We start from the raw sequence: 22,060 nt of genomic DNA, 5'->3' as shown, positions 1-22,060 counted from the left end.
TGTTCACAATAATCTTTCCACTAATTTTTCTAAAGAATAGGGGGAGCTAGTAACCAGCGACGCCTTGGGCGCCACCCGGCAGCTCAACAGGAGCTTCAACAGGGGCTGCAGGTTGTTGAGGGGGCGCTGGAGGTTGATACTGCGGAACGGGCGCGGGAGCTGGGGCAGGGACAGGTGCAGGCGCCGGAGCAGGTACGGGGGCTGGTATCTGTTCCTGCGGTGCCGGAACTTGATCGGGCACCACTGGGGCTGGATCACCTGCGGTTGTCGCTTCCCCTGGAACCGGCTCTGCGGAAGTAGACTCGACCGTAGTCGTTGGGGTGATTGTGATAGTTGACACAATCACCGTGGTCGTCGACGTCGTCGTGGGTGCTTCTTCATCATTGCCACAGGCAGTGAGCGCGAGCGAACAAACTCCAGCGCCAATAATGACACGGGCGACTTTTTGAGATAAGTAGGCCATATTGATTCCTCCCCTTAGGTATTGGTCCATTTTAGTACGTTAAAATTATCAGCTGCGAAAACTCTCACCTAATAGTGAGCCCCCTCGGGGGGAATTTCTGCGGGACTTATTATTACCGATCATTAACATATCAAGGATCGTTGATAGTTTCAGAGCTAACCCTTATGGGGTCACGTATAGTACCTTCTGATGACGAAACCGCCGAGCGAATAAAGAGAGAAAACGTTGACCGCCTTTCCCATCACTGGCAAGCGCCCCACCCTTCCTTCTTTGACGGGCGCACGCTGGTGGGCCGCCGTGGCGGTCTTCCTCCTGCATGCTTTAGTATTCCTTGCCGTTTACCCTTTCCAAAAGGGTGAGCTTTTTGCCGCCCTCCACCGCCTTGTTCCCATGCAGTTGGGGTCCGCGGGTGTGACTTTCTTTTTCGTATTGTCTGGTTTTCTCATTTACTGGTCGAATAGCGATGTCAGAGGGGCTCGCGATATCGTTTACTATCTTCGACGGCGCTTCACCAAAATTTATCCGATGCACTGGGTTGCGTTGGTGCTCTTTGTTTTAGCCTCGGCATCCATTAGCCGCGACGGTATCACCTTTGCACTCGATTTCTCTCGACTCGAACTTTGGGTACCCAATGCCCTGCTTATTCATACATGGAATCCCCATTGGGCACTTCTAGGTGGTCTCAATGTCCCCTCCTGGTCCCTAGGTGCAGAGATGCTTTTCTATATCTCTTTTCCTTTTATTATTCCCTTTGTTAACAAGCTCACTGGCTCGCGTACATGGTTTGCTTTCTGGTCGCTCTTTGCATGCGCGAGCGCGGTGGCTCTCAGCGTGCACTTTATTTTCGAAGGCGGCTGGGCCACTGCAAATGCTTTCGTACCACGTTTGTGGGATATGGATATCTCGCCAGTTGCAGAACCCCATGCCGATCCAGTGTGGTTCCAGCAACAATCCATTCCGGTGCATATGGCTTATTTCTTCTCCTATTATTTCCCTCTCTCGCGTCTCGTAGAGTTTTATATGGGAGCCTTAATAGCCAAACTAGTTGCGGAAGGGCGTTTTGATAATCGCAAATTGCTGTGGCCGCTGGTGGCTTTAGTGCTAAGCTTTGGCGCTACATGGTTTGTCCCGGTGGCCTTAAAGATGGCGGTGATGATGCTCGTCCCCATGTGCTTTGTGGTGGGAACTCTAGCCACCCGGGATTTAGCCGGCATTTCTGGGCGCATCGCTCAACCTCGCGCAGTCCTTTTGGGAAATATCTCTTTCGCCTTCTATCTCGTGCAGTTCCCAGTGATGGTATTTCTCCAGCGTTATCTCATTGCTGGTCATAGCTGGGGTTTTCTGGGATGGTTAGGATCAGCAATCTTAAGCTTCCTCATCTCACTCATTGTGGCGTGGCTGATGTTTACCCTCATCGACGATCCCCTCATGAAAGCCACTGCCAGAGGCCCGAAGCGGTCTCGGAGGCGGGAGAATATTCTTATTCGCGATGCACGGATCCTGCTCAATATAAAACACTGATACGAAAATGATATGAGCGGTACTCATGACCGCCTGACGACGGGAGTCAACTCTAATGAATGTGCAATGCGTCAATAGCGCGTTCCGCCTGTGGTGAGGCGATTTGGAAAAACCATACCTCACGGGGGAACTTTGGGTAGCCAACGAGGATGGAATCTGCTCATCAACGAAGGACAGTCAAGCAGACTTTTTAAGGTGGTTATATAACCAGCGCTCTCGACTCTGACGGTGCTAGCGCGATGGGCCCGTCAAATAGCGGATATTGTAGTGGAGCTGGCGACGGGAATCGAACCCGCGCCGTCTGCTTGGGAAGCAGAAGTTCTGCCATTGAACTACGCCAGCAATGGTCTCATAATATCACCCATTGATCTCCAAACAAGAATTCCCAGCTAAGACCAGAGCTCTCCCCCACCTCAGCCCATTAAAAAGGGGTAGGAGCGGAGTCCGTTTCGTTGCAGAGAGGATTGTTGGCTCGCGTTTGCGCAGCACTTTTGCGCGGCGCATCCATGCAGTAGCTCTAAGCAGCTCTAAACAGCGGCTCTCCCAGTCGCCGACGCAAGACCCACGAGCCCTCCAGCACACTCTCTTCCCCATACGCCAGAGGATGCGGAGATTCGACAGTGTACCCAGCTCAGTTTTCCTAGTAAGACACTGAGGCCCGTGGCCCCATACCATCCGATAATTAATGGCGGTAGTAAATTGGGGCCTCCCCATAGAAGCAGTCTGGATGCCGTTGCCCTGCAACGGAGGTGCCTGAGGGTCGAATATTTATTGTCTATCGAATCACTTAGGCCACAACGGTTTTCTACCAGTAGCACTCCACCACAAATCAAACCGCGATACAGTGGAATAAAAATAACCCACATCTGCGGAGCAATTGAAGCTCGCAGATGTGGGTTCTTTAGAAGTAGTCTAATTCTCCATAACGTCATGCAACACAATAGTCTGATCGCGCCCAGGACCTACACCGATATAAGAAATACGGCAGCCAGATAGTTCCTCTAAGCGGCGAACATACTGCTGCGCCTTATCGGGCAGTTCTTCAAATGTCGTGCAGCTAGTAATATCCTCATCCCATGCAGGCATCGTCTCGTAGATCGGGGTGGCGTGGTGGAATTCTGATTGCGTCAATGGCATCTCATCGTAGCGCTTTCCGTCCACGTCGTAGGCCACACAGATCGGGATTTCCCCGATACCAGTGAGCACGTCGAGCTTGGTGAGGAAAAGATCGGTAAAGCCGTTGACGCGAGAGGCATAGCGGGCGATCACGGAATCGTACCAGCCACAGCGCCTCTTGCGGCCGGTATTCACACCTACTTCCCCACCGGTGGTCTGCAGGAATTCGCCCCACTTATCAAATAGCTCAGTGGGGAATGGGCCCGCGCCCACACGCGTGGTATAGGCCTTAATAATGCCAAGCGAGCTAGTAATGCGCGTAGGTCCAATGCCCGCGCCCACACAGGCGCCACCAGCGGTAGGATTCGATGAGGTGACAAAGGGATAGGTGCCGTGATCAACATCGAGCATGGTCGCTTGACCACCCTCCATAAGGATATGTTTGCCGGCATCGAGGGCTTTGTTTATTTCGAGTTCCGCATCAATCACCATTGGTCGCAGGCGGTCGGCATAGGAGAGGAAATACTGGACCGTTTCCTCCACATCAATGGCTTGGCGGTTGTACATTTTAACCAGTACCTGGTTTTTGAATGCCAAGGCAGATTCGATCTTTTGCCTCAGGATCGATTCGTCGAAGATATCTTGCACGCGAATACCCACACGCGAGACTTTATCGGCATAGGTTGGGCCGATACCACGCCCGGTGGTACCGATCGCGCGTTTTCCTAAGAAACGCTCCTGAACTCGATCGAGTTTTTGATGATAGGGAGCAACGAGATGTGCATTCGCAGAAATTCGCAGGCGGGATGCCTGAGCTCCACGAGCTTCGAGGCCGTCAATTTCGGCGAAAAGCGCTTCTAAGTTGATCACAACACCATTGCCCAAAATTGGGGTGGCGTTCTCCGAAAGTACGCCCGCGGGAAGCAATTTAAGCTCGTATTTTTCGCCGCCGACAACGACGGTATGCCCAGCATTATTTCCGCCGTTTGGTTTGACGACGTAGTCGACGAGCCCGCCGAGGATATCAGTCGCTTTACCTTTGCCTTCATCGCCCCACTGGGCGCCGACGATTACGATTGCTGCCATGATCAAAATCCTTATCGGGAATGGTGTATGCTGCGCTGCGAACGCGTAGACGATTCCTCATTGTACATGCCTGGCCACCTTCTACGGCTGAGTAAAGAGATCCGCTCAGTCGCGGTCTCCTAGTACACTAGGAGACGTCAATCCGTGCGACTGTTTCGCACTTTTTCTACCTCGAATATGAAGGGCCTTTTTATGACTGCTCCTACTCCATTTACCATCGAACGCGTAGCTAAAATCTTCGACGAGAAGGGCTATAACTACAATACTGACGATGACGGCGATATCTACGCCGGCTTCGACGAGAATAAATTCATGCTGCTCGCCACTGGTCAAAAGCGCGAGGTATTTGCGGTGCGCTCCGCGTGGAAGGCCACCGGGCCCATCGAATCTCGCGCTACCTTGATGGAATTCTGCAATGAGTGGAATCGCACCAAGATGTGGCCTAAAACGTATGTCACCGTTAATGATGAGGGGATTGTCGGCGTGCAGGCTGAGGTTAATACCGACCTCGAACATGGTGTTACCGATGCCCAGCTCGAGCAGTTGCTCAACTGCGGTATCGCTACGGCCTTGCAGTTCTTCCAAGAATTAACAGAGCAATTCGCTGTGGCCCAGGCGGATGAACCCAAAGAGTAAATGAGGCAGACGCTCCTGATTAAAGCGGGGGAATGTTCCATGCAACCCCCCGCTATCGAATATCTGCGTACCTCTGATAAGCCCACTAGAGCCGAATTGCGAGCACTCGATAGTCTCGCGGCTCAGATACTTCCCAACGATCCCACGCCCAGCTTGGATGAGATAGTCAAGCGCCCCGATATTCCTCATATGGGTCAACCAACGGTGGCCCCCCAAAGGGATTATCTCCTACACCCTCTACGCATCATTGTGGCGGGAAGCGATGCGGCGCTGTCGCTCGTGGTCACCCGCTTGATGCGTAGCGATCGGCTGTGGGCAGAGGTCGCCTTTATTCCCACTCATGAAGAATCTGCTGTGGCAAGCTGTTGGGGGCTGCCGCGGGACACTCAGCAATGCCTCGATATCGCTCTGAATGCTCCCGTTGCGCCCATGCCACTCATCCGCGATGACACCGCCACAGCACTGATGGGTCGTGGAGAGGTGAGCGCGTGGGACGCAAAGGAAATGACTGCCGAGATCGTTGTCGATGATGAGGTATTGCTGCGCCATCAAGCGCGACGTTTAACCCCGCGACGGGGGATATTCGGAGCGCGACTAGCACCCATGCTTGATGCCCCCGGATTAGCAGCAGTGGTCCTTGATACCCCTGTTGTTTCGCGCTCTCGACTCCTAGGGCCATGGGGAACCGCGGATCCTGAGTCCGTGATGATCGGGCGGGCCTTGCAGGCCGGTGGAGAGCAGCTGCGAGTGACCATTGATGGTATCTCTCGGCCTCGCGCTACTGACCGTGTGACTTTCTATCGCCACCTGCGCGACCTGCAGGCCGTGCGACCAGCCTAGTTTTCATCGAGAGGCAATTCGCTGCCCCAAATCTCTGGAGGTTGTGCTGGGGTGCTGGAGGTCGGCTTGAGGGTCGCTATCGCGCTGCGACGACTCAAACCGCAGATCTGCAGGAGATCGACAATGATCGAACGGGATTGGCCCAAGATAATTTGTGCACTCAGAACGTGTTCGTTGGCGGTATCGAGCCCCGCCATACTTCCCAAGACTCGCAACCGCTTCACTTGCTCAGGAATTACTTTGTATTCCTTGTCATCACCGTGGAAGAGTCGGTGTAACTCATCGGCCACGCTCGCGAGTTCCTCAATGATATAGAGCTGGTCGTCGGAGACTTCATCGTGATCTTCCGCTAGCACGAGGGCGCGCCTAGCGAGCACGCGGGTATTGCGCATAGCGTTGTCCACGGGGTTGAGCAGACGCATGAGTGATTCAATTTTCTTGCGTTGCCGCCACAAGAGGGGCGAGACCACAATATTTTCTTTACCTGCCCGTGCGGTCGCAATCATAGAGTTGATGGCTCCCTGGGTACCCCGGGCGCTGTTTAATGCCTCTTCAATTCCAGCTACGTCACCTGTGCGCAAAGCTGCTGCTACTTGGGCCAGCACCTGCGAGGTCATTTGAAGTAACTGAGATACTTCATTACGTCCAGGTTTGAGTGGCGATTGGGGTAAAAGGGCGATCACAACCAGCCCAACAAGGCCGCCCACGAAGGCGTCCACCATGCGGTCTGGTCCTCCACTCGTAGAGGGGGGCAAAATAGTAGCCACCAATACCGCGGCGAACGCGGCTTGGTTGGCCACGAGAACACCTCTATCGATAAAAGTGCCGAGGGCGATGGCGAGAGTGACGCCCACAGCAATCTGCCATACTCCGGAGCCAAATGTCTCAATCAGCAGGTCACCGAGGCCCACGCCCAAGGACACTCCTACTACTAACTCCACAGCGCGTCGCAGCCTCTCACCACCGGCGGTGGAGAGGACGATCACGGTGGCCATAGGGGCGAAGAAAGGATGGGGGTGGTTGAAAATATGAACGCCCGCCCAATAAGATGCGCCGGCCGCAATACCTGCCTGGAGGATATAGAACCACTGATTGCGGAGACGAGTAAGCCCATCGCGAACTCTTTTTTCCACGGTGCCCGGGACTAATGGATACATGAACTAAAACCTCTTTAGAATCTAAGCGTATGCATTACCATACCCACCCCCTGAGACATGGCAAAAGCCCAGCGTAAACGCTGGGCTTTTGCTGCAGACCTTCAATTAGGCCTTATTGGCGTAAGTCACGGTACCACCCGTAGCCTCGGAGATAACCTGCAGGTAAGCAGGGTCATTCTTGAAGGTCACGGCGTCCACGCGCACATTTGGGTGCTCGTCAGTCATCTTGAGGGTTAGCTGGGCGATATCGCCGCCACAGGTATCCACACCATCAGAGAATACAACGATGCGGGCTGGGCCGTCAGCTGGCAGCAGCTTGGCGGCTTCCTCGATGGCCTTGGTTACTGGGGTATAACCGCGAGCTGGCAAAGCCTCGATGGCCGCGGTGGCAACCTCAGCATCCTCGAGGGAAGAAAGGGGACGAAGAACCTCAACGTCTTCGCAACCCTGAACTTGGCTCTCTGGAGCGTTGTCGGTGTTGTGTCCGAAGACAACCACGCCGAGCTCGCTGCTGGTGGGGAAGTTATTCACCAATTCAACAGCAGCTTCCTTAGCCTGGGTATAGCGGGTCTCATCATTGCCCTCGTCGAGCATGGTAGCCGATGCATCCATGACAATAACGGTAGGTAGGGCCTCACCGGCGTCTACAGGAGTTGTTTCCTGCTCCATAGCCTCCATAGTCATCGTCTCCTCTGCGGTTACCACAGCAACGGTGCTGGGGGCAGTGGTGGTTTCAGGCTCGGTGGAGGAGCAACCAGCTACTAGCAGGGCGCTGGTGGCAAGAACAGTGGTGAGAATCTTGGGGGTGGAAATAGCAATCACAACTTTCTTAAAATCTAAGCAAATCATTATCAACTGAGCTTCTAAGCCTTATCAAGGGCTTTAGCTGCTCGCCGGATCCACCATACCAGAGCTTTGACACCAATGTCGGATGAGGGATATGGGTGGGAATAGGAAAATCCCCTCGACCTTAGCCATATGGCCGAGGTCGAGGGGAATATTTGATATTTACTTACCCAAGGTGGTTCCTACAGAGTGGAGATCCTGACATGCCTCAACAATACGATCGGCCATGCCTTGCTCTGCCTTCTTCATATATGAGCGTGGGTCGTAGGCCTTCTTATTGCCCACTTCGCCGTCAACCTTGAGAACGCCGTCATAGTTTTGGAACATATGAGATACGACGGGGCGAGTGAAGGCGTATTGGGTGTCAGTATCAACGTTCATCTTGATAACACCATAACGTAGCGACTCTTCAATCTTCTCCTTCTCGGAGCCTGAGCCACCATGGAAGACGAAGTCGAATGGGAGAGCGTCATCGCCAAGGCCCAGCTTCTCTCGGGCAACCTTCTGGCCTTCAAGGAGAACCTCTGGACGCAACTTGACGTTGCCTGGCTTGTAGACGCCGTGCACGTTACCGAAGGTAGCAGCCAGGAGGTAGCGACCCTGCTCACCGGTGCCGATGGCATCGATGGTCTTAGCGAAGTCTTCTGGGGAGGTGTAAAGGTTAGCGCCTGCCTTAGCCTCAACGCCATCTTCTTCACCGCCGACAACACCAATCTCTACCTCGAGAACGATATGCGCCTTATTAGCTTTTTCGAGCAGTTCTTGGGCGATGACCAGGTTCTCATCAATATGGATAGCAGAACCATCCCACATATGAGATTGGAACAGAGGCTGCTCACCGCGGTCTACACGCTCCTGAGAGATAGCGATGAGGGGGCGCACATACTCATCGAGCACTTCCTTCTGGCAGTGATCGGTGTGCAGCGCGATATTCACGCCGTAGTGCTTGGCAGCCTCGTAGGCGAATGCTGCCAATGCGCAAGCACCTGCAACCTTGTTCTTCACGGACAAGCCAGAGCCGAATTCAGCGCCACCGGTAGAGAACTGAATGATGCCGTCAGATTCTGCCTCAGCGAAGCCGCGAAGTGCAGCGTTAATGGTCTCGGACGAGGTGCAGTTGATCGCAGGATATGCAAATCCGCGCTCCTTTGCACGATCAAGCATCTCTTTGTAGACCTCAGGAGTTGCGATTGGCATGTGTCATCCTCCAACTAAATAGAAGTTTTTATGTCAGAACCACAGGAAGCAGTCCATGAGCACCATTATGCCAGCAAATCCCCCATATTGCACCGTTCATATACAGTGAAAAACCACACAGTCGGGCATAAGCTCACCAATATGGGCGTGAATCAGCGGCTCCGTCTCTCTGCATTAGCCAATTGAGCCATGTCATGACGAGCAATACGCGCTGCTGCTTCCATGAGCATCCATCCAGAGAGCTGGACGGAGAGATCGCGTTCATCAACGCGGACAATATGGACAAGGTCACTCAAGGCTCCACTAGAGCCCCCGTAATTATGCGGTAGCTTTGCATCGGCAAGCCAATCGGTGCCGAAGATGGGGAGGCCATCTACCTCCAGGCGGTGTTGCCACAGGGATTCAGCGGAAGCTAATACTATGCGCTTCGCCCGCTTTTTTGCGGCAATATTGGCTTCACTATCGCCTGGCAATCGCACCGCAACGTCCGCGAGATAGCGGGCAAGTATTCCCTTAAAAAGGCCCCCGTCCCCGTCGCCGGTATTCCAGTCAATGACCCCGTAGGCATTAGTCATATGCCTGTCAATAGCCTTGATCAGGGCCCTGATATGAACGAGGTAGTTGATCGCTTCTTCTTCGGTGCCGGGGTGTTTCATCAGTGACAGGGCAATGTCAAGGCACGCCCCCACAGCCACTCCCTGGCAGTACGGGTGAATAGCTTTAACGAGTTCGGGGCCGTTCATAGTCATACGCAGCCCGTCCATAACCAAGCCGTCTTCGTTGATTAATTTATCGAATATCCAGTCGACGATAAATCGCGCTTGGCCGAGGTTTTGTTGGCGCGCCAGCATAATTGCTGCGGGCCCATTGGTGGGGGTATTGAAGAAGGTTTCGCCGACGCGCCACGGAAGAACACTGGCCACGGGGTCGAGACCTTCTAAAATATTATGTTCTAAGGCCTTGATATATTTTGGGCGCTTTTTATTATTCAGGCTCGCCGCACGATCGAGAGCTAGGGCCAACCAGAGTTTGTCGTCGTAGTAGTTATTCCGCTTAAACGATCCGAAATTCCTCAGCCTAATGCCGCGGATGGTGGTTTGGATGCGACGTTTTCGGTCTCTAGTGGGGCGCCTTTTGGCGGCGTCGACAAGGCAATCGAGGTAGTGAGCTTGCCACCAGTAGTGCCAGCGATAGAAAGTTCTTTCTTTGACGTGGGGAGGCCATGCAGCGACTGCTAGGTTGGTGTGCATCAGCCCCCAGACGCGCTGTGAATGGCGTTCATTGATGGCCGACTCGGCGAGATCCGCACGGTGTAACCATTTCTCCTCGACCACCTGAACGTCACTCCTTATTGTTAGCGTGTTTGACTGAGCGTGATTATTGTAAACGAGGTAGTGTGCCGGCTCGGCTACCATGCTTGCGAAAGATCGGCGTGCTGCCTGATCCATTGATGCATGGCAATCCCGGCGGCCACTCCCGCATTAATGCTACGAGTGGATCCAAATTGGGCGATTGAGCAGGTCATCAGAGAATTCCTGGCAGCTTCTGGAGAAATCCCTGGTCCTTCTTGACCAAAAAGGAGCAGACATTTTTGCGGCAAGGTGGCCGTTTCGATCGGCACGCTACCTGGGGTATTATCAATCGCCACCACACCCAAACCGCGGTCTTGTGCCCATGTGATAACGTCTTCGGTCCTCGGGTGGTGCATAAGATGTTGGTAGCGGTCGGTCACCATAGCCCCCCGACGGTTCCACCGTCGTCGACCAACGATATGAACCGTATCGACGGCGAAGGCATTAGCGGTGCGCACAACGGTGCCGATATTGGCGTCGTTTTCAAAATTTTCGATGGCAATATGCAAACCGTGCCGGCGCCTATCGATATCGGCCACGATTGCTTCTCGACGCCAATACCGGTAAGCGTCAACAACATTTCGATGATCCCCTCCCTCGAGCAGCTCTGGATCATAGTGGGAATCCTGCGGCAAGGGCTTGTCGGGGTATTCCTCGATCCAAGGGCCAAGACCATGGCGGCCTTGGCCCCACTCAGTCGGCCCGGGAGGGAAGGGCGAGTGTGGAATATGTGGGATACTCACGAGGAGAGTCCAAGGTCTTCCAGGCCCAGCAGGTAGCGGTATTCCAATCCCGCCTCGGCGATGACTGTGTCTGCACCTGTCTGCCGGTCAACCACGGTAGCCACGCCTACGACTTCAGCCCCGGCGGCTCGCACAGCGGCGACGGCATTAAGGGGGGAATTTCCCGTCGTGGTGGTGTCTTCTACAACCAGCACTTTCTTCCCCACAATATCTGGGCCTTCAATCTGGCGTTGCATTCCGTGTTTCTTGGCTTCTTTGCGGACCACGAACGCATCGATATCGCGGCCTTGAGCGTGCATGACGGAGGTGGCCACCGGATCGGCGCCCAGCGTGAGGCCACCGACAGCCACATAATCCCAGTCGGCAGTGAGTTCGCGTAGCAACTCCCCAATAAGCCGCGACGCGCGGTGCTCTAGCGTTGCTCGGCGCAGGTCGACATAGTAGTCAGCCTCTTTGCCCGAGGAGAGAATAACTGAGCCATGAACCACTGCTAGTTTCTTCACTAGCTCTGCGAGTTCGGCTTTCTTTGCGGAATCGATCATTTTCCATCTCCAGTGTCAGCTGTGGTGGCAGCAAAATTTTTCTTCGGTTGATGGAATTGTAGCCTAAGAGTTTTCTAGCGGTCCCCATCAGAGAAGATCGTAGATTTCTCGGTGTGGGGGCGCAAAGCCCGCGTGCCCAAAAAGTCCGAGGGCTGAGGTGGTGAGCTGGGGTTATCGGCAATTGAATCCACATTATCCTCACCCGGGGTATGGATATCAAGAGTGCCCCATTGCCGCTCATAGACACGTGTGGGTAGATCTAGTTCGATATCCTCGCGCCCTAATTCTTCTGCAATTTGAGCAGGAAGAACGAGCCGTTGTGACGTTTTTGGGGCATAGGTAGTGTGGTCAGCACGAGAGACCAAAGGACGAGTCGGAGGGTGAGATGCAAAATCAAGAGTATTCTCGTGGTGCGGTGGCAATGTGGCTGTAGCATCAGCAAGCAGCGCAAGAGGCACCACTATTTTTTCCCACAGATCAGGCTGAGATTCGAGATCACACCACGCACACACCCACTCAGACTCGATCCACAGACCAGCCACGGCATCGGGCATATTAATAAGCGCACTATATACCCGTTCGTCAAGCATTCGTTGCACAGGCCCAGGATGAGTGGTTGTCACGAAGAAGTTAGCGCACTGGCTGACAGCAATAAGTTCGTCACCGTGGGTGTGAAAGTCATCGCGGTGCATTTCCACGACGACGGGAGAGGAGGCGTTTAGGTGCATGGCCATAACCATGGATTCGCCGATGAGGCCGATATGCATCTCGTAGCCGGCCGCCATGCCACTAATACTGTGGCGGACGGTAGAACTTATGGTAGCGGGGCCTCTGGTCCACTCGTCGGCGAGGTAATCATCTGTGCTGCTGAAACTGAAACCATAGTGGTGGGCCCATGCACGTTTGAGCCGAGTGCGATAACCGGGTAGGGCTGGAAAAAGACGTTCATTGTCGGCCTCAAAGGGGGCGTGCCCGGCGCCAAACGGGGTGATGATGATGGCTGCGTGAGATTGCCATAATTCTTCTAGGTCGGCATTGTCTTCCACAACTTCGTCATCGACTTCTGCGTTTTGTGCAGCTTGGTAGGTGGTGGTGTTGATGGCAGGAATAGACTCGGGTTCGAGAAGCACAGTCGGCTTCTGGTCATGGCTTCGCTTTTGCTGGGCATCGAGCACAAGCAGCACAGCCGCAGCACAAGCGAAAAGACCTGCCAAAAGAAAAACCATAGTGTTTAGTCTATAGCGTTAAATGCCCACAAGGAGGTATTAGTCTCCTCGATCGGTGGGATTCTTCGGGTCCGCACACCACTGGCTCCAGCCACCGATGAAATGGCGAGGGGCTTTCAAGCCTGCAATGGCCATGGCCACGATGACCTGAGCTGAGTGGTTACCGGAACCGGAGTACACGATCACATCGTCGATGGTCTCTGCGGTAATACCGGCTTCGCGGAAGACCTCGCGGAGCGTATCGGCATCTTTAAAGGTGTAATCCTCGTTGAGTACGGCGCGGGTGGGAAGGTTGATAGCTCCAGGAATATGACCAGCTTTGAGATCGAGAGACTCTTTGCGTCCCGCATAGCGGTTAGGTTCACGGCAGTCTACCAAGATTCCCTTATGGGCCTTGACATCTTCGATGGTGGCAACGGGCATATTGCCTACCTCTGCCCCCTCGCCATCGTGTAAGCGGGGATTACCTGGGCCGCCAAGAACCTCATATCCAGCGGCTTCCCAGGCGCGTTGCCCGCCGTCGAGAATACGCACATTTTTTACGCCGGCATATTTCAGCATCCACCACGCGCGTGCAGCAAAAAGACCCCGTTCGCGGGAATAAACAACGACTTCGCGGTCAAGGGTGAGACCCCATTTAGCGAACCACTTATCCAAGGTTTGCTTATCAGGGAGAGGATTGCGCCCACTGGTGGAGGAGGGCATGGAGGCCAGGGAGTGGGCGGTATCGCAATAGCGGGCCGAGGAAATGTGCTCGGAGCGGAATTGGCTATATCCGCCACCTTCGGTGGGTGCCCAGTGGGAGGCGAGAATCATGGGGGCATTGCCGCCTTCAACGCGCGCATTGAGTTCTTGTGGAGTGATGAGAATATCCATATCCTCGATCTTAAAAGAGCGGGGAATAATTTGCTTATTGAAAATACATGGAAATGCCCGTCTCCTGATCACAGCCCACATGAATAGACCTCACTGCAGGCGGCGGGCTTTGGATTCTACGACGAGCGATATAAGAAATTCTGGGCGACTCCGTAGGTTGCCAGTACGCTGGCATCGAGGTACGGGCGTGGATACGCACGATTAATCGCGATAAGAGCGTCAGATAGCATGAATATTGCACCGCTACTAGGGCTCTTGAGCGATGAATATGTAGCAAGGAGTGCGGCATAGGCAATAAGTCGGGGATCTTTTACCAGTGGGGCCGCAACGCCTAAGGCCGCGAGATGCCACAACGGCTTCTTGGGCTTCTTTCCCTCTTTGATCGCGCGCGCGATATGCGCGAGGTGTCCCAGCCCAAATAGAGCCGCCCCCTCATGGAGGGAAGCGTGATCGCGCATCAATTCCAGATCGCCTAGGAAATGCCCTATGCCACCGATTGCAAAAAGCGGATCCCGTAACCGGGTAGGCTCACTAAGCATCAAAGCGGGGACAATAATCGGCTTCGAAATTTTCTCTAGAGGGCGGTTAGAGGTGAGTTTTGCGAGGGCACAGGCGCCAGTGGCGGCCAGTGAGAGAGCAGCAAGCTTATTCATACCTTAAGAGCCTAATAGATAGATAAGGCTGGTAGGAGTTCCCTACCAGCCTTCGTAGGCTTAAGCCTCAATACTTAGGCCCTCTCCGACAGCCTTGATGTGCACGGTATCTCCATCATGGATCTCCCCGGCCAAAAGCTTCTTAGCTAAGGTATCGCCGATTTCCTTCTGGATCAGTCTGCGTAACGGGCGGGCACCATAGGCAGGGTCATAGCCGAGCCGGGCGAGAAATTCCCGCGCTTCCGCATCGACGGTGAGGCTCAAACGGCGCGCCTTCAGCCGCTGAGCGAGGTCCCCAATCTGGATGTCCACAATACTGGTGAGCTGTTCTTGGCTAAGCGCATCGAAAGTGACGACGTCATCGAGTCGATTGATAAACTCCGGTTTGAAAGCACGCTTGACAGCCTCCATAATCTCCGCCTTGTCTCCTCCGGCCCCAAGGTTCGAGGTGAGAATGAGCACCGTGTTGCGGAAATCTACCGTGCGTCCCTGACCATCGGTGAGACGCCCCTCATCGAGTACCTGAAGGAGGATATCGAAAACATCAGGGTGAGCCTTTTCGACTTCGTCGAATAGGACGACGGTATAGGGGCGGCGTCGTACTGCTTCAGTCAACTGGCCGCCCTGGTCATATCCCACATATCCCGGAGGGGCTCCCACGAGGCGCGCAACGGAGTGCTTTTCACCGAATTCGGACATATCTATGCGTACCATCGCACGCTCGTCGTCGAACATGAACTCAGCAAGAGCCTTGGCCAGTTCCGTTTTACCGACACCTGTCGGGCCGAGGAAGAGGAAGGAACCGGTGGGTCGATGAGGGTCGGCCACCCCGGCGCGAGCGCGGCGAACAGCATCGGAGACCGCTTGCACAGCTTGCTGCTGCCCTACCACGCGCTTGGCGAGTTCACTTTCCATATTCAACAGCTTTTCGGTCTCACCTTGAAGCATCTTGCCAGCAGGAATTCCAGTCCACGCAGAGACTACTTCGGCGATGGTATCGGGAGTAACTTCCTCCGATAACATGGTGGGCTCTTGGGCATGGGTCTCGTGCTCTTCTAGCTGCTTTTCCAGCTTCGGTATATGCCCGTAGCGCAATTCCGCAACGCGGTCGTACCTGCCGTCGCGTTCTGCGATTTCCGATTCTTGACGTAGTTCTTCTAGTTCTTCCTTCAGCTTTCTGACCGTGTCAATGGCTGCCTTCTCGTTATTCCAGCGTGCTGTGAGTTCGCCGAGGTGCTCGCGTTCATTGGCGAGTTCACTACGCAGAGCAGCAAGGCGTTCTTGAGAGGCGGCGTCAGTCTCCTTCGTCAGTGCCATCTCTTCAATTTCTAGTCGCCGCACAATGCGTTCAATGGCGTCGATCTCCTGCGGCGACGAGTCGATCTCCATACGCAACCGTGAGGCAGCCTCGTCAACCAAATCAATGGCCTTATCAGGGAGGAATCTGGAGGTGATATAGCGATCCGATAGAGTGGCCGCCGCAACCAGAGCGGAGTCTTGGATCCGGACACCGTGGTGCACCTCGTAGCGCTCTTTTAAGCCACGCAAAATACCGACAGCATCTTCGACCGAAGGTTCAGCGGCAAATACCTGCTGGAAGCGGCGCTCTAGAGCGGCATCTTTTTCGATATATTTACGGTACTCATCTAGGGTGGTGGCACCGACGAGACGCAGCTCCCCGCGGGCGAGAAGTGGTTTGATCATATTGCCTGCGTCCATAGCGGAATCACCGGTTGCCCCCGCTCCCACAATAGTGTGTAGCTCATCAATAAAGGTGATGATCTGCCCGTTGGCTCCCTTAATCTCGTCGAGGACTGCCTTGAGGCGTTCCTCGAATTCTCCGCGATATTTTGCGCCGGCGACCATGGACCCGAGGTCCAAGGAGACTAAAGTCTTACCTTTTAAGGATTCAGGAACATCTCCAGCAACGATTCGGCGAGCTAAACCTTCGACGATTGCTGTCTTACCAACGCCCGGCTCACCGATGAGGACAGGATTATTCTTGGTTCGCCGCGATAGCACCTGGACGACACGGCGTATTTCCGCGTCGCGCCCAATGACCGGATCGATCTTGCCTTCCCGAGCACGCTGGGTGAGATCAGTGGAGTATTTCTCCAAAGCCTGAAATTGCCCTTCCGGATCCTCACTGGTGACTGTGTGGGAGCCGCGCACCGACGGAAACGCTTCCTTGATAACTTCGTAGGTAGCTCCCCGCTTTGTCATCAAATGCGCGGCATCGGTATCTCCCCGCGCAATAGCTGCAAGCAGCACTTCAGTCGAGATATATTCATCACCTAATTCGCTCATTAACTCTCGAGCATTGGTCAGAATATTAAGACTATCGCGGCTCAGATTGGGATTTGCTAGGCCTTGGCCTTGAGCCGAAGGATAGGAAGCTACTAACTGCTCAGATTCCTTTCGCACCACCTCGGGGTCCACTCCGGTGGCTCGTAGCACAGGGCTCGCGATGCCATCTTCTTGACCTAGAATGGCCGATAATATATGTGCCGGCCTAATATCAGGGTTTCCTAATGAAGCCGCTTGGTGTTGGGCCTGCTGGAGGGCCTCTTGGGTTTTTGTGGTGTACTTGAAGTCACTCATGATGCTCCTTGAGTTATCGTTTTATATTTAATGAAGTTGAGCTTGTATAACTCAACCTTTGAGATCATAATACAGCAACTCTTCGCAAAAGTTAAGCCTATTCCACTCAAGTTTCAGTATCTCTTCCTGAAACTGTTGAAACGTCACCAAATGGTGTTGGATGGGGGTCATGAAATCTTTCGGCTTTCTAAGCTTCGGCCATCACAATCGTTCCTTTCCCCCGGGACGTGCCCTTAAAGAAGGACTTGAACTAGCAATCGCGGCCGAATCCTTTGGAGTCAACGGAGCCTATTTTCGCGTCCACCACTTTTCGCCGCAATATAGCGCCCCCATCCCTCTTCTCTCGGCCATTGCCGCACGAACCTCCACCATTGAAATAGGCACCGGGGTCATTGATATGCGCTACGAGAATCCTCTCTATCTCGCTGAGGAATTGGCCGCACTTAATCATCTCGCTGATGGGCGTTTAGCTATTGGAATTAGCCGTGGCTCACCCGAACAGGTATACAAGGGGTGGGAAGCCTTTGGCTATCACAGCTCGGAACCAAAAGCTCAGGATCTTGCGCGCGAAAAATTCTTAACATTTCTTTCCGCCGCCCGTGGTGAGCCTCAAGCCGTCGCCGCCCCGAGCGACCAACAATATCCTCGGATTTATGCTCCAGGTAAGCCATTAAGTATTACTCCCGACGTGGGAAATCTTAGTTCCTTGATTTGGTGGGGTGCCGGATCTCAGGCCTCGGCGATTCAATCCGCTCGTGACGGGGTCAACCTCATGAGTTCCACCTTGGTATTTGATTCCCGGACCACCACCCTCAGCGAGGCCCAATACCAGCACATTATGGCCTACAAAGAGGCGTGGACGGAAGCGGGCTGGAGCCGTGAACCGCGAGTATCGGTAACTCGGACTATTATTCCTATCGTCAATGAGCGCGACCGCAGGGATTTTGGCACCCCTGGCTCAGGCTCTTCTGAAAGGCACAGTATGCTCGACGGTCAGCAAGCCATCCTCGGTCAGCGGCTCATCGATACCCCAGAGAATATCCTTAAAACTCTATTGGCGGATCGAGCTGTCTGTGCAGCAGATACCCTCATGCTTGCCATTCCGAATCTCGCCGGATTGGATGCAAATATTCGACTATTGAACAATTTTGCCATCCACATCGCTCCCGAACTCGTCAAAAACCACGGCCTTTAAATGGTCTAAGAAGTCTATGCGGACAATAGCGTTTAGGCTCTATATTCAGTAGACTAAGGCTCGTGAATTCCATCGAGCCTACCCCACCTCAGCGGCTCGAACTGGGATGGGCTCAAGAGATCTACCGGTATTTATCCACCCACCCGCTGGCTCTTCGGGCGGCGGCTGATTACCTTGGGCGCCATCAGTATATGCGGGCAGCCCTAGGCTCAGATTTTCCCCTCGATCGCGCCATTACGGAGCTTTTTCGTCTCGCCGATATAAACGGAGCGCTCAGCTCTCGAGGGCGTACAGTTCTTATCCGCGCAATCCATACCGCGCTTCACCAGGGTGCTAGTGATCTACCAGGTCTTATTCAAACCATAGTGCCGGAATTTCTCCACCACTGTGAGCCTTTAGGGTTTTCTGCAGGTTTTCGTTCCCAACAATTCATCGGCGAAATCATTCACCTTGTAGAGACTGAGACTGCTCGATCCTCTGCCCGCCCGATTGGTGGCGAAGTGGTTGAGGTAGCTAAACGCTCGCGCTTTATCCACTGCATCCGCATTATTACTGATGAGCCGCTGAGCTATCAGCCTGGACAATTTATTCCAGTCACCTCAAACTACACCCAAGGCCGCTGGCGCGACCTTCTTCCTTCAATACCCGCTAATGACGCATGTCAGATCGAATTTCACGTGCGCACTAGCAATGCAAGCTCCACAGCCTTGGCGCACGCGCAACCCGGTGACCGCTGGCTCTTCGGACTAGCAGGCGGCGGATTTTATATCGACGAGACCGAAGACCTTCTCCTCATCGCCCACGGAACCGGACTAGCTGGCGCTCGCGCGATCATTCTCGACCTCTTCAAAAAGACCAACCCGCCGCGCACCTACCTCTTCGTATGTGCCAATTATCCTGGCGAGTTATATGAATTGCGCTCCTTGTGGCATATAGCATCGACCGCGCCCTGGCTTTTTATTGTTCCAGTCATTAGCCACGCGGAAGATGCGTGGTGGGTAGGAGCAACTGAGCATTCGATTGCGCCACGAGGATTGCACCTGCCCCATATTGGCTGCGCGGGCGAACATATCTCCAGTTTTGGTACATGGTCGGGCCATCACATCATCATCTTTGGTGACACTGAGGACGTACGCGGCACCCGTGACAATCTCATCGCTCACGGGACTCCAGCGGAAAATATTCAAACCCTCGACTATCGGCACCGCTACTTCTGGGACTAGAGGATAGGTAATCGGCGTCGAGCTTCGGCGACCATAGCGGGATCAATATCGACGAGCCCCAGATGGCTATCGGGGCCTAAGGTCACAAGAACCCTTCCTTCTGGGCTAATCGCCTGCGAGAACCCCACACCCAGCGGCTGAGAATCTTTAGCATCCTTTGGGGGAGCCTGATCAACCGCCACAATAAAGCTCGTGGAATCAAGAGCGCGGGCACCAATTAAGGTATCTCTCTGTGCCCGTTTCCCCTCCCCACCAGCCCATGACATGGGGATTAAGATAACCTCGGCACCGGATCGCGCAAGATCCTGATAGAGGGTGGGGAAACGCACGTCATAACAGATACTCAGGCCGAAGCGTATACCATCAAAATCCACGACTTTCATATCCCCTCCGGGCTTGACCGTTTCGGATTCCTGGAAACCATAGGCGTCATAGACGTGGATCTTGTGATAGATATCTACCTGTTGGTGCGGGTGGACAAATACCAATGTATTGAAGACCCGCTGAATATCCCCCACCGTATCAGCAGGAGTGAAAATACCAGCCACGATTGCCACATCATACTGGTGAGCCCACAGCTTTAAGCTCTCGACGAATGGGCCAGAGATTTCCTCCGCTTGGAGATCAAGCCTGCCTGAGGCAAAAGCTTGCATCGTAGCTTCTGGGAAGATAACCATTCGTGCACCTTGTGCATGCGCCCTACGCACATAGGTGTGAATCTGCTGTAAATTTTCCTGCTTGTCAGTAGCGGACGTCATCTGAGCCATCGCGATTTTCATGCCTACTACCCTATATCGAGAACGCGGAGAAAGTTATCCACAGATTCCCCCAATGCGACAAGTCTCGACATGCGACGAGAACCGACGTGCGGTGTGCTTTATATTATGGATATCTCATTCAACTCCCACGCACGGCAGCTCCTGCAACCCCTGCTGATCCCCTCTCTCATCAACCCTGTGATCTCACCCAGTCGAACTGCTGATAGCCTGCGCTCCACAACCGCGTACCTTAATTTGCAGATCGGAGACTCCATTCGTGCCCATAATGACCACGTGGATGCACTCAACGCTTTTCTTCGTCGGTGCGAAAACCTAGATACAGATCTCGCTCTGGAGTTGGACCATGACTGAACTAGACCTTCCACTGCGCTCGGTAGAATTGGAGCGCAGCGCCCACGAACTGCTCCAGCAAGCCACAAAGCTCTCAGATGAGGTTGCGGCTGCTGAGCAACGATTCCAGGCTTTTGCGGACCACACTGCTGGTCTCGCCTTAGAACAAGGGCTGGTAAGAGCTAAGAAAATTACCAACGCGTACCGCCAGCACGCTGACCTGATCACCCTCATCGCCCATATTCTGCTCGCCACCGCCGAGGCTCAAGCGGAATTAGAAGACTATGCGCGCCGGATAAGGAGCCTAGCGCGCGCTCTTGGCATTATCATTGGCCCACAGCGCCATCTCATTGCCGTTGCCGACTACGCGCTCGCCCATATTCCGCTCGTGCGCACGGCACTTAACTATATCGACGCTGCCTCGAACTATTTAGATACGCAATGCAGTATAGAAATTGAATCCCTACACCCCTCCTGTAGTCACCCATTAGATCCGCGCGGCCTTTACTTCGCTGAGTCTCAGGACCTAAGCATCGATGACATCCATGTCCAAGCACGTGCGAAATTAGAGAGCTACGATTTTCCAGGCATCGCAGAGTTCCTCGATTCGAACCCCCATGCGCGGCTCATTGAAATAGACCACGACGGCATTGTGGTGGCTTTTGGAGATATCGAAAAAGCGCAGCACATTGAAACTAAAATCGCCGGCACCGGCTCCTCCGACCCACATTCTTGGGTAGGGCGCCTCGAGACTGCGGCCCAACTGCAGCGAGACTCTAAGGGTTCTGCAGCGATCATCAGCTACCTCAATTATCAGGCCCCTCCCACTCTTAGCGCTGCCATCAGTAAACGATGGGCGCGCCGGGATGCACCTGCCATCAACGAGTTCCTAAAATCTCTACGTAGCCGCGCCCCACACGCCTTTTTATACGGAGAGGGTCACTCCTACGGGGCGCTGCCCCTTGCGATGAGTGCCCAGCCCGGTGACGATAATCCCCTTGACGCACTCGTAGTATTGGGAGCTCCGGGGCTAGGCACCGCTTCCCGAGAGGATATACATCTCGATGGACCAATTATTAACGTCGAAGGGGAAACCGATATTATCCGTTTAGTCAATAGCCCCACCGGTGGCATCCACGGTCCTGACCCTCAAGAAATTGCCGATAAAACCCTCACCTGCGCGGTCTCCCACAGTGGCTACGATACTGACGAGAAGTGCCGCGCGGATATCAACGCGGCACTTGGACTTAATTGATATTATCTGCGCTTGCCTCGGCGGGGTTCCCACATCACGACCGCCGTGGAACGCGGGACATGAACGATCTCCCCCCGGGGGCGGTTGATATGGCGCTGGAGTTCAGTTAATTCACTCTGGGTTTGACGCAACTGCGCCCGAAGCCGATCGTTATCCCGTTTAAGTTCGATAATGGCCTTGATACCTGCGAGATTGACGCCATCTTCTTGGCTTAAACGTTGCACCGTGCGGAGCAGTTCTACGTCCTCATAGGAGTACCGTCGCCCCCCACCGCTGGTGCGCTGGGGGGTGACTATTCCCAGGCGATCATATGTACGCAGCGTTTGGGCGTGCATTCCGCAGAGTTCCGCAGCTACGGAGATAACAAAAACTTGCTCAGTGTCTTCAAAGTTTGGGTTGTCATTCTTTCGACCCATGACAATC

The 22,060-nt window shown here is 54.0% G+C and carries 21 protein-coding genes and 1 tRNA gene; 7 read left to right on the top strand and 15 right to left on the bottom strand.

Annotated features, from left to right (window positions below):
• Positions 1 to 46: 46 nt before the first annotated feature.
• Positions 47 to 463: a hypothetical protein gene (locus NXT01_RS06270; protein WP_259078747.1), complete on the bottom strand. Its 417-nt coding sequence runs from the start codon at positions 461 to 463 to the stop codon at positions 47 to 49.
• Positions 464 to 688: 225 nt separating this feature from the next.
• On the opposite strand from NXT01_RS06270, the gene NXT01_RS06265 reads away from it, so the two are divergent.
• Positions 689 to 1,984 (top strand): acyltransferase, encoded by a 1,296-nt coding sequence (locus NXT01_RS06265; protein WP_259078746.1) that lies wholly within the window; start codon positions 689 to 691, stop codon positions 1,982 to 1,984.
• Between the two features lie 268 nt (positions 1,985 to 2,252).
• Here NXT01_RS06265 and NXT01_RS06260 read toward each other — a convergent pair.
• Positions 2,253 to 2,326: transfer RNA gene (locus NXT01_RS06260), tRNA-Gly, on the bottom strand.
• A 570-nt stretch (positions 2,327 to 2,896) separates the two neighbouring features.
• The gene (locus tag NXT01_RS06255; protein ID WP_259078744.1) at positions 2,897 to 4,186 is read right to left on the bottom strand and encodes an adenylosuccinate synthase; all 1,290 of its coding nucleotides are present in this window, start codon (positions 4,184 to 4,186) and stop codon (positions 2,897 to 2,899) included.
• Positions 4,187 to 4,378: 192 nt separating this feature from the next.
• On the opposite strand from NXT01_RS06255, the gene NXT01_RS06250 reads away from it, so the two are divergent.
• Positions 4,379 to 4,822 carry a YbjN domain-containing protein gene (locus NXT01_RS06250; RefSeq protein WP_259078736.1) on the top strand — a complete coding sequence of 148 codons (444 nt, stop codon included), beginning with the start codon at positions 4,379 to 4,381 and terminating at the stop codon, positions 4,820 to 4,822.
• 39 nt (positions 4,823 to 4,861) lie between these two features.
• Positions 4,862 to 5,662, top strand: coding sequence for a hypothetical protein (locus tag NXT01_RS06245; protein ID WP_259078735.1), 801 nt, complete (start codon positions 4,862 to 4,864; stop codon positions 5,660 to 5,662).
• Here the strand turns inward: NXT01_RS06245 and NXT01_RS06240 are convergent.
• The 10 genes from NXT01_RS06240 to clpB form a co-directional block, all read right to left on the bottom strand.
• A complete protein-coding gene (locus NXT01_RS06240) occupies positions 5,659 to 6,819 on the bottom strand; it encodes an aromatic acid exporter family protein (protein WP_259078733.1) in 1,161 nt (386 codons plus the stop codon). The genes NXT01_RS06245 and NXT01_RS06240 overlap by 4 nt on opposite strands.
• 105 nt (positions 6,820 to 6,924) lie before the next feature.
• A complete protein-coding gene (locus NXT01_RS06235) occupies positions 6,925 to 7,668 on the bottom strand; it encodes a VWA domain-containing protein (RefSeq protein WP_259078732.1) in 744 nt (247 codons plus the stop codon).
• A gap of 159 nt (positions 7,669 to 7,827) precedes the next feature.
• A complete protein-coding gene (fbaA, locus tag NXT01_RS06230) occupies positions 7,828 to 8,862 on the bottom strand; it encodes a class II fructose-bisphosphate aldolase (protein WP_259078730.1) in 1,035 nt (344 codons plus the stop codon).
• Positions 8,863 to 9,014: 152 nt separating this feature from the next.
• Positions 9,015 to 10,196, bottom strand: a complete 1,182-nt coding sequence (locus NXT01_RS06225) for a glycoside hydrolase family 76 protein (protein WP_259078721.1) — start codon at positions 10,194 to 10,196, stop codon at positions 9,015 to 9,017.
• 74 nt (positions 10,197 to 10,270) lie between these two features.
• Positions 10,271 to 10,942 carry a TrmH family RNA methyltransferase gene (locus tag NXT01_RS06220; RefSeq protein ID WP_259078998.1) on the bottom strand — a complete coding sequence of 224 codons (672 nt, stop codon included), beginning with the start codon at positions 10,940 to 10,942 and terminating at the stop codon, positions 10,271 to 10,273.
• 11 nt (positions 10,943 to 10,953) lie between these two features.
• Positions 10,954 to 11,499 carry an orotate phosphoribosyltransferase gene (pyrE, locus tag NXT01_RS06215; RefSeq protein ID WP_259078719.1) on the bottom strand — a complete coding sequence of 182 codons (546 nt, stop codon included), beginning with the start codon at positions 11,497 to 11,499 and terminating at the stop codon, positions 10,954 to 10,956.
• Between the two features lie 74 nt (positions 11,500 to 11,573).
• A complete protein-coding gene (locus tag NXT01_RS06210) occupies positions 11,574 to 12,725 on the bottom strand; it encodes a hypothetical protein (RefSeq protein WP_259078711.1) in 1,152 nt (383 codons plus the stop codon).
• Between the two features lie 39 nt (positions 12,726 to 12,764).
• Positions 12,765 to 13,601, bottom strand: a complete 837-nt coding sequence (locus tag NXT01_RS06205) for a sulfurtransferase (RefSeq protein WP_259078709.1) — start codon at positions 13,599 to 13,601, stop codon at positions 12,765 to 12,767.
• A gap of 116 nt (positions 13,602 to 13,717) precedes the next feature.
• Positions 13,718 to 14,254: a lysoplasmalogenase gene (locus tag NXT01_RS06200; protein ID WP_259078706.1), complete on the bottom strand. Its 537-nt coding sequence runs from the start codon at positions 14,252 to 14,254 to the stop codon at positions 13,718 to 13,720.
• A gap of 60 nt (positions 14,255 to 14,314) precedes the next feature.
• Positions 14,315 to 16,855 carry an ATP-dependent chaperone ClpB gene (clpB, locus tag NXT01_RS06195; RefSeq protein ID WP_259078704.1) on the bottom strand — a complete coding sequence of 847 codons (2,541 nt, stop codon included), beginning with the start codon at positions 16,853 to 16,855 and terminating at the stop codon, positions 14,315 to 14,317.
• 169 nt (positions 16,856 to 17,024) lie between these two features.
• Between clpB and NXT01_RS06190 the strand changes: the two genes are divergently transcribed.
• Positions 17,025 to 18,050 (top strand): LLM class flavin-dependent oxidoreductase, encoded by a 1,026-nt coding sequence (locus NXT01_RS06190; RefSeq protein ID WP_259078697.1) that lies wholly within the window; start codon positions 17,025 to 17,027, stop codon positions 18,048 to 18,050.
• A gap of 62 nt (positions 18,051 to 18,112) precedes the next feature.
• Positions 18,113 to 19,273: an oxidoreductase gene (locus NXT01_RS06185; protein WP_259078695.1), complete on the top strand. Its 1,161-nt coding sequence runs from the start codon at positions 18,113 to 18,115 to the stop codon at positions 19,271 to 19,273.
• On the opposite strand, the gene NXT01_RS06180 is transcribed toward NXT01_RS06185, so the two are convergent.
• Complete coding sequence (locus NXT01_RS06180; RefSeq protein ID WP_259078693.1) at positions 19,270 to 20,052, bottom strand: carbon-nitrogen hydrolase family protein; 783 nt, start codon at positions 20,050 to 20,052, stop codon at positions 19,270 to 19,272. The two genes, NXT01_RS06185 and NXT01_RS06180, sit on opposite strands and share 4 nt — an antisense overlap.
• Before the next feature lie 69 nt (positions 20,053 to 20,121).
• On the opposite strand from NXT01_RS06180, the gene NXT01_RS06175 reads away from it, so the two are divergent.
• Positions 20,122 to 20,403, top strand: a complete 282-nt coding sequence (locus tag NXT01_RS06175) for a hypothetical protein (protein WP_259078691.1) — start codon at positions 20,122 to 20,124, stop codon at positions 20,401 to 20,403.
• On the top strand, positions 20,396 to 21,637 hold the full coding sequence (locus tag NXT01_RS06170; RefSeq protein WP_259078689.1) for an alpha/beta hydrolase family protein: 1,242 nt from the start codon (positions 20,396 to 20,398) through the stop codon (positions 21,635 to 21,637). Before NXT01_RS06175 ends, NXT01_RS06170 begins: the two co-directional genes overlap by 8 nt.
• Positions 21,638 to 21,639: 2 nt before the next feature.
• On the opposite strand, the gene NXT01_RS06165 is transcribed toward NXT01_RS06170, so the two are convergent.
• Positions 21,640 to 22,053 (bottom strand): heat shock protein transcriptional repressor HspR, encoded by a 414-nt coding sequence (locus NXT01_RS06165; protein WP_259078687.1) that lies wholly within the window; start codon positions 22,051 to 22,053, stop codon positions 21,640 to 21,642.
• Positions 22,054 to 22,060 lie beyond the last annotated feature (7 nt).

This window comes from Corynebacterium sp. ES2775-CONJ, from assembly GCF_024814515.1.
GTDB lineage: Bacteria > Actinomycetota > Actinomycetes > Mycobacteriales > Mycobacteriaceae > Corynebacterium.
The sequence above is the reverse complement of the archived record's forward strand: the minus strand, read 5'-3'. Positions and strand labels throughout refer to the sequence as shown.